We start from the raw sequence: 12,867 nt of genomic DNA, 5'->3' as shown, positions 1-12,867 counted from the left end.
ATACAAAATGTGTGAACACCCTCAGTCTTTGTGGGAGCGGGCTTGCCCGCGAATGGCCGCGCTGCGATCTGTCTTCTGTTTGTGAGGTTTTTTATGTTTGATTATTCCGCCCGCCCCGAACTGCTCAAGGATCGGGTCATTCTGGTCACCGGCGCAGGACGCGGCATCGGCGCCGCAGCGGCGAAAACCTACGCGGCACACGGCGCAACCGTACTGCTGCTGGGCAAGACCGAAGCCAACCTGACCCAGGTCTACGACGAAATCGAAGCCGCCGGCCATCCACAACCGGCAGTCATCCCCTTCAACCTCGAAACCGCCCTGCCCCATCAATACGATGAGCTGGCCGCAATGATCGAGAGCGAATTCGGGCATCTCGACGGCCTGCTGCACAATGCTTCGATCATCGGCCCGCGCACACCGATCGAGCAGCTTTCCGGCGAAAACTTCATGCGCGTCATGCAAGTCAACGTCAATGCCATGTTCATGCTCACCAGCACACTGCTGCCGCTGCTCAAGCTGTCGCAGGATGCTTCGGTGGTGTTCACTTCCAGCAGCGTCGGCCGCAAGGGACGTGCGTACTGGGGTGCTTACGGTGTCTCCAAGTTCGCCACTGAAGGCCTGATGCAAACCCTGGCTGACGAAGTCGATACCGTGGCTCCGGTACGCTCCAACAGCATCAACCCGGGCGCTACCCGCACCAGTATGCGCGCCCAGGCATACCCGGGTGAAAACCCGCTGAACAACCCGACACCCGAGGAGATCATGCCGGTCTACCTCTACCTGATGGGCCCGGACAGCACCGGTATCAATGGCCAGGCGTTCAACGCCCAGTAACGACCGTACGTCGCTTATTGGTGCCGCGCCAGCTTCCTGTCGCGGCACACGAAGGCTATCGGATTCGAACCAGGCACCTGTCAAACAAACGTCACACCCTGCGCTACACAGGAAGCAGAAGAACATCAACCTATTGATTTAATACGGCTTTTATTCGGATGAACCGAATGGCACGACTTTCGCTCTAAGTTTGCTCAGACATGTAACGTGAAAGCAGACGGGGGTGAAGCTTGAGTCCAGAGATTACTCTTCTTCTACAAAGCGGATTAAACTTGTACGAAATGTCCTACGGGACTGACGGACCAGTACGACGCGCAGCCCTAAGCCGCTCTCACCCTGCTTGTAAGACAGCCTTACTGCTTAGGGGCGCACGCCTTATGAAACCACCCTCCCAGACCAACGCAATTGACTTCGATAGCGCCAAATTGCAGCGCCTGGGCTTTGGTCAGCAGCCGCCCCTCCTGGAAAGACCTGTCAGTCTTGCGCAATTGCGCCAGCAACTGAGCCTGCAGTTGCAAACCAGTCTGGAGCCGCAACGCATTCTTGGGACTTTCTATCGCGAGATTCAGCGGTTGGTGCCGCTGGACGCCTTGTGCTACCAGCACAAGAGCAGTGACCTGCGCCTGGAGTTCGGCCAACGCGGCCACCACTCCATCAGTTACAGCCTCAGCCACGAAGGCGAACATCTGGGTGAGCTGGTTTTCCGCCGCAATCAGCGTTTCAGCGAACAGGAGCAAGGCAATCTCGAATCACTGCTGGCCGCGCTGCTTTTCCCGATGCGCAATGCGCTGCTGTACCGTACCGCCACCCAAAACGCACTGCGCGACCCGCTGACAGGCGCCGGTAACCGCATCGCCATGGACCAGACGCTGCAAAGGGAAATCGAGCTGTCCCGGCGCCATCTGCAACCGTTGTCGGTGCTGATGCTGGACATCGATCATTTCAAGCAAGTCAATGACACCCATGGCCACAGCACAGGCGATGACGTACTCAAGGCGGTCGCTGCCTCGATCAAAAACCAGCTGCGCAACGTGGACATGGTATTCCGCTATGGCGGTGAAGAATTCCTGATCCTGCTGTCCAATACCTGTCGCGAGGCCGCTGCCATGGTCGGTGAGCGGCTGCGGTTTGCAGCGCAGTCTGAAGAGTACCTGGCCGATGGTCGCAGGATCCTGCTGACGGTCAGCCTCGGCTGCTCGACCCTGTTGCCCGGCGAGTCTGCCGAAAGCCTGTTGCGACGGGCAGACAGCGCGTTGTATGTGGCCAAGCGCGAAGGGCGTAACCGGCTGGAGATGGCGGGCTGATTTTTTCAGCCACCACATAAACCAATGTGGGAGCGGCGGTGCGACGATTCGACTTGCTCGCGAATGCGGAATATCAGCGACATCCATGCCGCCTGATACACCGCTTTCGCGAGCAAGTCGAATCGTCGCACCGCCGCTCCCACAGTTGTTTCAAGCAGACTTTGAATCAGCCTTCGGCCAGTGCCATCCGCTCACGAACGACCAGTGCCCGTTCTGCGTGCTCCAATTGCATGCAACGTTCGAGAAACAGGTACATATAGTCGTAGCTCTTGCAAACAGCCTGACGCAGCTCCACCTGCAGGGATTTGCTCGGGTTGGTGCCCGCCAATGTGCAGATGATCTCCAGGGCTTCCCATGGATGGGCATCGTCGTACTGGGCATGCATCTTCAGCCACTTCATCGCCCGCTTGCGATCTTCCTCGGGGAACGAGGCGGCGTAGATACCGTTGGAGCACACTACCGCCGACCATTCTCCGGTCGCCCCTTCGATGGCGTAATTGGTGGCGGCAATCGCGACGATCAGCGAGTCGACTGAACTGGTGTGCCAGCACCAATGGCTCAGGGCGTGAAGCTCGGGGGGAACCTGCTGAGCCTGCAACTCTTCCAGGCTGACACCGTGCGCGCGGCTCCAGTGCACCCAGTAGTCGGCGTGATTCAATTCGACACGGATATTGCGCATCAGCCAGCGACGGGCCATGTCTTCGCCGGGATGACGGGCAAAACGGGTCTTGGTCAGGTTTTGTGCCATATACAACGCGAACTGTTCGACCACCGGCCAGCCACCAATCAGGTACTGGCGCATGGTCTTCGCACTGAGCTTGTTGTCTCGCATGCGTTGGTACAGTTCGTGTTCGACAACCCGGCGCTTGCTCTCGCTGCAATCCTGGATCAGGCGCTGGGCCCAGGCAGGGTAACTTGCAGCTTCCATGAGCGGTCCGGTTCGGTTGAATGTATCGATCACTGTCGAGCTCCTTTTGATTGTGATTGTAAGACCGACAGGAGTTTCAACGGAACGTGCCAGGCGCCTTGAACAGCAGCGGCTGAGGCCTGGCAGGGCGACTCAGCAAACTGTCGCAGGTAAACAACTGCGGGCGTTCAATCACATACCCTTGAGCATAATCCACCCCGATTTCCAGCAATGCCTGCTCGATCTGGGGCGTTTCGACAAACTCGGCAATCGTGCGCTTACCCATCACATGGCCAATGTGATTGATCACTTCGACCATGGCGCGGTTAATCGGGTCGTCCAGCATATCCTTTACGAAACTCCCGTCGATCTTCAGGAAGTCTACAGGCAAATGTTTCAGGTACGCGAATGAGGACATTCCGGCACAAAAATCGTCCAGGGAAAAATGGCAGCCTAAGCCTTTGAGTTCATTAATGAATCTAATGGCGCTGCCAAGATTTGAAATGGCACTGGTTTCAGTAATTTCAAAACAAATCATTTCAGGCGGAATCGAATGCGTCACAAACTGTTCGCGCAAGAAGTCCAGGAACGCCTCATCCCCGATCGTCGCGCCTGACAGATTGATCGCACACATGGCCAGCGGCCCGTGGCCTTGCTCGACCCGGCATTGGGCGATGACCTTGAACACGTTCTGCACCACCCAACGATCGATCGAACTCATCAGACCATAGCGTTCAGCTGCAGGAATGAAGCTGTCGGGCAAGATCATCCGCCCGGCTTCATCATGCAATCGCAGCAGAATCTCAATGTGCCCGCTGCCCTGATCGACATGGCCCAAGGGGGCAATTTCCTGGGCGTACAGGCAGAAGCGGTCTTCCTCCAGCGCCATGTGCAAACGCTGCACCCAGGCCATTTCGCCGAAGCGCAGGGACAGTTCCGAGTCATCCGGATGATAGACCTGGACCCGGTTCCGGCCCTTTTCCTTGGCCATGTAGCACGCCATGTCGGCAGCACGCAGCGAAGCTTCGAGCGTCGTCGGATTCTGCGCGACATGGACCAGCCCGATACTGACAGTGGTCACGAAAGGCCGGCCCTTCCAGACAAAATGCAAATTCTGCACTGTCTGGCGCAAGCTTTCGGCAATTTTCTCCGCCGCTTCCGGTGCGCAGTTTTCCAGCAGGATGCCGAATTCGTCGCCGCCAAGGCGCGCCAGGGTGTCGCCTTCGCGCAGCCCGGATTGCAGCAGCGCGCAGATGTGTCGCAACAGCTCATCGCCTGCCGCGTGGCCGCAGGTATCGTTGACCAGCTTGAACTGGTCCAGATCGAGGAACATCAGGGCATGGCGACCCGAATGGCGGGTCAGGTTGTGCAGCGCCTGTTCCAGGCGATATTCGAACTCGCGACGGTTGGCAAGCCCGGTCAAGGCATCGTGGGTCGCCTGCCACGACAGATTGGCGATGTATTGCCGTTCCTGGGTCATGTCATGCAGCACCAGCACCGTCCCGCTGACTTTGCCGGCATTGCGGATTGGCGCGCCCACCAGCGTGACCGACACCGTGCTGCCGTCCAGGCGTTGAATCAGTTTGGAGTGTTCACTGCCGCCACTGAGCTGACCGCTCAGAATATGCTCGATCAGGGTGAAACCATCGGTCTGGGCATTTTCGTCCAGCAGGTTGAACAGCGCCGCCAGCGGCAACCCCGTCGCCTGCTCGGCTTTCCAATGGGTCAACGCCTCGGCCGCGGGATTCATGTAGGCGATCGCACCGGAAACATCCGTGGTGATCACTCCATCACCAATCGATTGCAGGGTGACCTGCGCCCGTTCTTTCTCTACTTGCAGCGCATCGGCGAAGGCATGGCGCTGCTTGAGCAGTTTATGGGTGCGCATCAAGGCCAATGCAATCAAGCCCAGGGCGGTGGCCAGATTCGTCGCCAGCAACAAACGCAGAATCACCCGCGAACCTTCACCCAAGGCATCGCTGAACGCCTTTGCCGCCGGCGTCACGCCGTCATTGATGGCGAAGATCTGATCCTTCCAGCGCTGTACATCCACACCGGAGACCGGGCCGGCAGCGATGTGCTGATGCATGTCCCGCGCAACGTCATTGAGTTGGACCAGATAGGCATCACCCACGGTCCAGAGGTTGATGGCTTTTTCGAGGTAGCTGAAGTGACGAAAGTTGAGGTAAAGCCAAATCAGGCTGGAAACGTCGTCCGGGTGGTTGCCCCCCTTGAGAATCGCCACACGTGCCGCCTCGATATTCGGCGGTTGATGATCCAGCGCCACGCGCAACTCATGCCCGCCCTGAGGTACGGAAATGGCGTTCTGGTATTTATGAAAAATCGCTTCGTCGCCGCTGTCGGCGTAGAGGTTGAGGTAATAGATGGCGTCCTTCTGGCCCTTGGACCACAGGCTTTCGCCGGCAACATAGCCGCGAACCGCCGACAGCACGTAAAGGCTAACGCCGCCCAACAAGGCTTGAAACACCACAACGGCAATAAATGGCCAGACGATGCCCAACAGCCGTGGCGTTCCGAGAGTCCGCGTTTGATTCATGAGGTCCCTTGCATTAGCACTGCTTGCTCGCCTTCCGGACGAAATCGCTACCGCTAGACTAGGGGGCGTTCCCGTTTCCAGCAAGCCAGATACGGTACAACATGCATTACATATGTACCGCATCCGGAGTACACAAAATTCTGACACTGACGGCTCTACTCCATTTCAAGAGCCGTATTCTCATGCTATCCCCAAACTCGAATCCCACCCCATTACAACGACGTGCCAGTCATCAAGCCGAATTCAGGGCATTACTGACCGCATTACGATCTGTGCAAACGGCATCTTCCGACTTGCGATACTTTTACATGCCTCCCGAGGCAGATTCTCCCCTGGGCATGGAGCACAGCCACGCGCAAACCCTACTGTCAGGGCTTATCGAAAACGCCGGCAACAGGGCCTTGTCCGAATATCTTCGAACCCCTGAAGGACTGCTGATGGAAGTCACCGGCATCGCCGATCAGTGTGTGTTCTCCACAAGCTTCAAGGATGGCGTCACTACATACACAATCGAGGATGTAACAAGTTCCACCAGCGATATTCGAGCCTTTCAACGAGCGTTGATGAACATAGGTGGACACATCCGCACCGACAGATTGCTGCCTCTGTCACAGTTCCTGAAGTATTACGGACTTGCGTTGCCAATTGCACAAAACACCGATTCCCTGACCCGACTGATTGAAGAGGTGGAGGAGAAACGCGCCATTCACCGATTGAATCTGGAGCAGGGTCTGCAAATCAGTGAACTGATAGAACCACACGACCACACCCTGATTCTCGACGTCGTCAGCGAATTGGTCACCAATGAAGCCAGCTCCGTCATCGACGCCCTGACCAGTGAAATCGAACCACCGCTGACCCCCCATCAACTGGCGGTCCAGCCCACCGCCTGTCTTGAGCGTTTGCTCGACACTGCGAAGGCACGCAACCTGGCCCAACGCCTGCTGGAAGAACTCGATTGGTACGGCAGCAAACCCGACGAAGTAACGGTTCCGGACATTGGTGAAAAACTGCTGCTGGAGGCATTGCGACTATGGTACGACCTGACGTGTACCGAAGCGCCACACAGCATTGCCGGCTATCAATTGCAACAACGCGCCAATCAAGGCCAAAGCTACGCGAATATCCTCAAGAACTTCCGGCAGCACCTGGAAGACTCATTTCGCACGACAACGCCGACCGAAACAGCGTTGCTGGGAAGGCTCTGTCAAGCCTGGTTCCCGGTTGAATTTCAGGTGCGCGACATCCCCCACGACTTGCCATACGCCACTTCTGTCGTCTGGGTCAATTTCGTTCACGGCGCCCATCTCGCCCATGCACTGGACCCGGCCCTGCTGCAACGACTGACCTTCCAGCAAATCACCGATCTGCCGCTGAAGAAAATCCGCAATGCCACCGACGCTCTGCACCAGTTGATTGACCTGACGCGAGTTCCAGCGGCGTTGGCGTGGACAAATGCAACCGGTGCAGTGCAGCCGGGTGCGCAAACTGGCGACGCTACGCAGGACAAACTGAGCGCCTTGCAAGCGCTGGAAAACCACAAGGCGCAATTGAATGAGGCAATTGTCCAACTCGAAGTGGCGCCTCCAGACCGGCTGAAACTGGCGGAACAACAACTAAAGCGGGCATTGGCCAACGACCTTATGCCGGCCCCTGTTGCCACCAGAGTGATGCGCAACCTGTATCGTTCAGGCAAGCGCGTTGAGCGCAGTCTTCTGGACACACCGGACGTACCGCATAAAACCTGGCCGCTGGTGGAAGTATATGCCTCGGATGGCTTGAGCCCCGATCACAAGTGGTACATCAGCAGCGACGGCAAAACCGCGAGACACTGGATCAGACTGTCATCTGAACGCAAATTTGAATCAGGCCCGGTAGATTCCAAGACTCGCCACGTACAGTTGTTTCCAGTCAATCGCACGCTGCCTGACATTGCAGCCCTGTTCGACGAGCAATTCAAAAACTATCTGGCCAAGAAAAAAATAGCCTACGAAAACCTGATCAAAAGCCTGTTGGTCACGCTGCCGTGGGCTGATCGCAAGATACTGGAGCAGGGTGAGGTCAGGGTTCTCAGCCTCAGGGATGAGACCGGGCGCAAGGCCGAAGAAGAAACTGCAACACATACGCTGCCGCTCAGGGCGCGCATGGGGTTTGTGCTGCAAGCCACTTACGACAACGCCGTGCGCTTCTATGAGTGCCTGCCCCGTGCTGGTGTCATAAGGCCGCGCACTGATGTGACAACCGCCCATGTCGGAGGCACCCGAGACAAATTTTACTTCGTCAACCGCCTGGTTGAGGAAGACTATGACTTCCATATCGCCATACGCCCACATCGCCTGCCATTCGATCGTAGTGCCCATGATTCCGGCATGCCCCCGAAATCAGGCAGCACCTGTCTCGCGATTCTTGACCAGCTCGGTGATGCCCTCTCTCCTACTGCAATGTCAACGGCACATCACGACCATTTTCCCAACCTCACGCTGACATCCCCCCGTACACGACAAATCGCGTCGTTTATTGCAGCCCGATTGTTTTATCTTGATGAACAGGAACTTCGTCGCGAAGCCTGGGGAGTCACTCAATTCGAACGCGACAGTAACAAGGAACACTGGCTGCATAACCTCAAGGGTTTCGTACCATTCTGGGGCAGCCTCGAAGACCTTCAATCGGATAAGTTCGGTGATCGCGTCCTCGGCGTGATCGGACTAGCGCTCGATATCGTGTCATTCATGGTTCCCTTGGGTAAGTTCGCTGCCGGCAGCATCCGCTTGACCGCCAATGCCGGCAGAATGGGGATTCGGGCAACGTTGCCGCGAATGGCGAATCTATCCCGAAAACTGGTGACCTCGAGTCTGAAAAACTTCAACCCCCTGGACGGTTCAGTGGATCTGCTGCGGCTTACTGGCAGTGGCATAAAAAGCGCAGGGCGTGCAGTCGTCTATCTGGAAAAGCGGGCGATGCTCCAGTTGAAAAAACTCGCGGGGAGAGCCGATAGCTATGACTTTTTCGACAGCCTGCCCCAGATCACTGAACCGGGACGCTGGAAGCCGCTGACGGACGCCGACCAGTTAGCCATCGTCAAAGGCATCGAAGACGTTCCGGTACGCAAGATCGACGGCCACCATTACTTGTTTGACCCGCTGTCCACCAGGCCCTACGGGCCCCGGATCACCACCCGGAATCATGAGCTTTCACTCGGGCGCTCCAGCTACAGCACCGTGGAAAAAACCGACGATCTGGTTTTCATCGAACTCCCGGATCAGGCGCAGGTTCGCTATCAGTTCGATATCGATGGGCGCACGACAGTCTTCATCGACGACGTTCCCTACCGCCTGGATGGCGAAGACCTGCGCCGCATCGAGATGATCGATGACAGCAGCGCATTGACGTCAGTCCCCTGCCGGCCACGCCGCGCGCCAAACAACGGCAGCGAATGCCTCAGCAGTTTTGTGACAGGAACGCCCGCCCCAACACCGGAGGTCGGCTCATTCGACGAAACCAAAGGTTACGCCCCCTGGTTTGGCGACAGGGTGGCTGAAGCGGTTACCCGGCCAGGTCATGACGGTCAGTTTATAACCCATGAGGGAAATCTTTATCAGGTCATCGACAACAAACCGACCCTTTACCCTGGTGACATCACCGAACTTGGCTTTGACAAGAAGTGGCTGGTGCCCCGCCGCGAGATGCCGGCCAACCTGATGTTCCGCAAAGGCATTTATGGCCGTATCGAAGTCAAGGGGGTTTACGAGGGCGCCGAGGACCCGCACCGGATCGGGGCCATTCTGGTGCCATCCATCGATGAATCGAGCACTTATGTCTTCAGCCGAATCAACACCGACAAATATTACGTCGCGACAGTGCCCAAGGGCCAAAACCTGAGCGAGCCGCTGACATTGAAACGCTTGTTCAAGGCTGACTTGGCTAAAGGCACCCTGGGTGCGGAACTGCTAACGGTGTACACCGGGTCATTGAGCGCCAATAACATCGCGCGCATCCATAGTAAAGAAGCCCTTGAGCTCGCCATGAAAACCATGGACGAGATCGCCATTCCGATCGGAACGAAATCTAACCCTCCGGGCAACATGAAACTCCTGAAGGTCGACACCAGTCCTGGAGAAGCACTGATGTTCGATCATTCAACCCGAATGATCGTCACTCGACTGCCTAAAGGAGCCACGACATGGAGCAGGAGCAAGGACGCTCCGGAGGACTTGCGTCAAAGCACCGCCAATATTTTCGATACCTTGTTCATGGAGCCGACGATCGACGCCAATAATGCCAACAGCGCGCTAAGGATCAACCAGACCATGCAGAAGCTGCACCAGTTGATACCCAAACGCGAACGCTCCTTCAATCCGAGAAACATTGCCTACGCCGACGTCATTACCAGCAGTGGGCAACGGGAAATCTACGTCAGCGTGTCCGGTGCCCAGCAAACAACCGGTCACTTGCCGCTGTTCAAGCAACATCTTGGAGCGGATTCAGTTCCGGTCGGTGATTCGACCTACTTCAATATCGACATGAATCAGAGCTTTCCCTATACCTCCCTTGACGTGACCGTCGAGGGCAAGTTGCTGGCCGTGCCGGCGACCATCAAGGACATCGAAAAATACAATCCGGCGCAGTCGAAAAAACCGACGTCACTGGACAGCGAAAGCAAGTTGATCCGCGTGATTCGGGAAAAATACCCCGATCCCAAGGCAATCAAATCCGTCAACATCGCCACGACGATGCCCCCTTGCGAGTCGTGCTCGATCGTGATGAAAGAGTTCGGCTACGACGGTGGGAAAAACGCGCTCCAAGTGCTGTGGAGTTAAACCTACAACCGCTGCAAATGACCATAAAGCTTGGCATACAGGCCACCGTCGGCAATCAGTTGCTGATGGTCGCCGTCCTCGGCAACTTGCCCGCCATCGAACACCAGCACCCGGTCGGCTTGTTTCACCGCCGAAAGACGGTGGGCAATGATCAACGTGGTGCGGTTGCTCAGAAACCGCGCCAGTGCCTGGTGCAGGTTGTACTCGGTGGCGGCGTCCAGCGCGGATGTGGCTTCGTCGAGGATCACCACCTTGGGCTCGGCCAGCACCATCCGGGCAATGGCCAGGCGTTGACGCTGCCCGCCGGACAAACGCACGCCTGAGCGCCCGACGACGCTGTCCAGGCCATTGGGCAAATCCCGGACCGTGCCGTGCAATTGGGCGATTTCCAGTGCCTGCCAGCAGGCCTCGTCACTGCGCTCGCGGCCCATGGTCAGGTTGGCCCGGATGGTGTCGTTGAACAGCGCCGGATGTTGCAGGACCACGGCAACATTTTCCCGCACGGTTTCCAGACCAATCTCCTGCTGGGTCGAACCGCCAAAGCGAATGGTTCCGGCCAACGGCGTGTACAAGCCCAGCAGCAGTTGCACCAGCGTGCTCTTGCCCCCGCCACTGGCGCCGACGATCGCGACCTTTTCGCCGGGGGCGATGGACAGGTTCATCTGGTTCAGGACCAGTTCATCGCCATAACCGAAGCTCAACCCTTGTACTTCCAGCCCGACCGTCTCGCGCCCGATGAACGGGTCGACGCCGCCCGGGTATTCAGGCTCATCATCGCGCGACAGCAGCTCATTGATCCGCGACAGCGCACCGCCGGCAGCGTAGTAGGCATATTGCAGGTTCAGCAGTTGCTCCACCGGACCGATCATGAACCACAGGTAGCTGAACACCGCGAGCATCTGGCCGATGGACAGGTCGGAGAACAACACCGTGAGCATGGCCGCGGCACGGAAAATATCGATGCCGAACTGGAACAGCAAACCGCTGGCCCGGTTCGACGCATCGGTTTTCCATTGCGAATTCACCGCATAGTCGCGCACGTCACGGGCGCGTTGCCCCAATCGACCGAGGAAGAACCCCTGACGGTTGCCGGCGCGAACTTCCTGGATGGCATCCAGGGTTTCGGTCAGCGCCTGGGTAAAGCGCGAAGTGCTGTCATTTTCGAGTTTCTTCAGGTGCTTGACCCGTTTGCCCAACTGCACCGTGGCGTAGATCACCAGCGGGTTGAACAGCAGGATCAGCAATGCCAGTTTCCAGTGCATCCACATCAGAATGCCCGCCGTACCGACCAGGGTCAGCATGGCCACGAGGAAACGGCTGAGGGTTTCACCGACGAATTTGTCCAGTGTGTCCAGGTCGGTGACCAGATGCGTGGTCACCGTGCCGCTGCCCAGGCTTTCGTATTCACCCAGCGAGATACGCTTGAGCCGTTCGATCAGGCGTATGCGAATGCGGTAGACGATGTCCTTGGCCAACCCGGCGAACAATTTCGCCTGCACCACGTTGAACAGCAACGCCGTACACCTCAGGGTCAAGGTCACCAGCAGCATCAGGCCGATGTAGCCCGCCGCTTTTTGCCAGCCTTCGGGCAGCGCGTGGTTCATGATCTTCAGCGCGGCGTCACCGTGCCCCAGCAACACCTCGTCCACCAGCAATGGCAGGAGCAAGGGAATCGGCACACTGCACAAGGTCGCCAGCACGGCCACGCCGTTGGCGATCCACAGGGATTTCTTGTGATGCAGGGCCAGGCGACGGATTTCCGCCCAGCTCAGACGGTCGACACGTTTAGCGGTAGCGACATCATCAGGCAGATCATGCACAGGCAGCACGCTCCAGCCAGCGGCCGAGCAGCGGGGACAACTCGCTCAACGGCTGATAGCCATTGGTCAACAACGCCAGTTGGCCGTTACGCTCGGCCAGCAGAGTGGGGAAACCGGCAATGCCCAGGTCCTGGACCCAGGTGAAATCGGCATCAGTCGCAGTGTGCATGTCGGCACGGTCGAAAGCGGCGGCGAACTCGATGCGCGGTACGCCGGCCTGTTCGGCCAACTCCACCAGCACGCTGGCGCGGGTGACGTCCCGGCCTTCGACATAAAACGCCTGCTGGATCAGCCCGAGCAGCTTCCAGGCGCAATCCGGCGCCAGTCCGCGCGCCGTCACCAGTGCCCGGCAGGCCGGCTCGGTGTCGTAGACAAAACCATCGGGTAACGCGCCTTCAAACTTGAACGGCTGGCCGGTGGCCTCGGTGACAGCCTGCCAGTGTTCAAGGATGTAGCGGCGAGTGGTCGGCTCCAGCGCCGCACCGCTACCGGTGCGCAAACCACCGACGATCAGATGCACATCCACACCCGCGGCTTGCGCCTGCTCGACCAGTGCGTTGGCCACCGGGGCAAACCCCCAGCACCAGGAACACATCGGGTCCATCACATAGAGCAGGCGCGCAGACAT

7 protein-coding genes are annotated in these 12,867 nt (G+C 57.9%); 3 read left to right on the top strand and 4 right to left on the bottom strand.

Annotated features, from left to right (window positions below; all coding sequences use genetic code 11):
* Window positions 1-93 precede the first annotated feature (93 nt).
* Together PMI34_RS17475 and PMI34_RS17480 are read left to right on the top strand one after the other, a co-directional pair.
* Window positions 94-834, top strand: coding sequence for a YciK family oxidoreductase (locus PMI34_RS17475; protein WP_007999919.1), 741 nt, complete (start codon window positions 94-96; stop codon window positions 832-834).
* A 377-nt stretch (window positions 835-1,211) separates the two neighbouring features.
* Complete coding sequence (locus PMI34_RS17480) at window positions 1,212-2,138, top strand: GGDEF domain-containing protein (RefSeq protein ID WP_008048989.1); 927 nt, start codon at window positions 1,212-1,214, stop codon at window positions 2,136-2,138.
* Between the two features lie 166 nt (window positions 2,139-2,304).
* Here PMI34_RS17480 and PMI34_RS17485 read toward each other — a convergent pair whose 3' ends face one another.
* A complete protein-coding gene (locus tag PMI34_RS17485) occupies window positions 2,305-3,066 on the bottom strand; it encodes a TenA family transcriptional regulator (protein WP_443216124.1) in 762 nt (253 codons plus the stop codon).
* A 76-nt stretch (window positions 3,067-3,142) separates the two neighbouring features.
* Window positions 3,143-5,602 carry an EAL domain-containing protein gene (locus PMI34_RS17490; RefSeq protein WP_008048987.1) on the bottom strand — a complete coding sequence of 820 codons (2,460 nt, stop codon included), beginning with the start codon at window positions 5,600-5,602 and terminating at the stop codon, window positions 3,143-3,145.
* 437 nt (window positions 5,603-6,039) lie between these two features.
* Here PMI34_RS17490 and PMI34_RS17495 point away from each other — a divergent pair, with 437 nt between their 5' ends.
* Entirely contained in the window at window positions 6,040-10,419 is a 4,380-nt protein-coding gene (locus PMI34_RS17495) for a hypothetical protein (RefSeq protein ID WP_008048986.1), read from the top strand.
* 2 nt (window positions 10,420-10,421) lie between these two features.
* Here PMI34_RS17495 and PMI34_RS17500 read toward each other — a convergent pair whose 3' ends face one another.
* Entirely contained in the window at window positions 10,422-12,239 is a 1,818-nt protein-coding gene (locus PMI34_RS17500) for an ABC transporter ATP-binding protein (RefSeq protein ID WP_008048985.1), read from the bottom strand.
* Complete coding sequence (locus PMI34_RS17505; protein WP_008048984.1) at window positions 12,232-12,867, bottom strand: DsbA family protein; 636 nt, start codon at window positions 12,865-12,867, stop codon at window positions 12,232-12,234. Before PMI34_RS17505 ends, PMI34_RS17500 begins: the two co-directional genes overlap by 8 nt.

The sequence above is a fragment of the Pseudomonas sp. GM74 genome, assembly GCF_000282455.1.
Taxonomy (GTDB): Bacteria; Pseudomonadota; Gammaproteobacteria; order Pseudomonadales; family Pseudomonadaceae; genus Aquipseudomonas.
Note: the sequence above shows the minus strand (reverse complement) of the source record. Positions and strands in the feature narration are given on the sequence as shown.

Bases quoted from the DNA above. Each gene is read 5' to 3' on its own strand.
- PMI34_RS17485 (WP_443216124.1), bottom strand. From the start codon at position 3,066: ATGGAAGCTGCAAGTTACCCTGCCTGGGCCCAGCGCCTGATCCAGGAT.
- PMI34_RS17475 (WP_007999919.1), top strand. From the start codon at position 94: ATGTTTGATTATTCCGCCCGCCCCGAACTGCTCAAGGATCGGGTCATT.
- PMI34_RS17490 (WP_008048987.1), bottom strand. From the start codon at position 5,602: ATGAATCAAACGCGGACTCTCGGAACGCCACGGCTGTTGGGCATCGTC.
- PMI34_RS17495 (WP_008048986.1), top strand. From the start codon at position 6,040: ATGGAAGTCACCGGCATCGCCGATCAGTGTGTGTTCTCCACAAGCTTC.
- PMI34_RS17480 (WP_008048989.1), top strand. From the start codon at position 1,212: ATGAAACCACCCTCCCAGACCAACGCAATTGACTTCGATAGCGCCAAA.
- PMI34_RS17505 (WP_008048984.1), bottom strand. From the start codon at position 12,867: ATGTCTGCGCGCCTGCTCTATGTGATGGACCCGATGTGTTCCTGGTGC.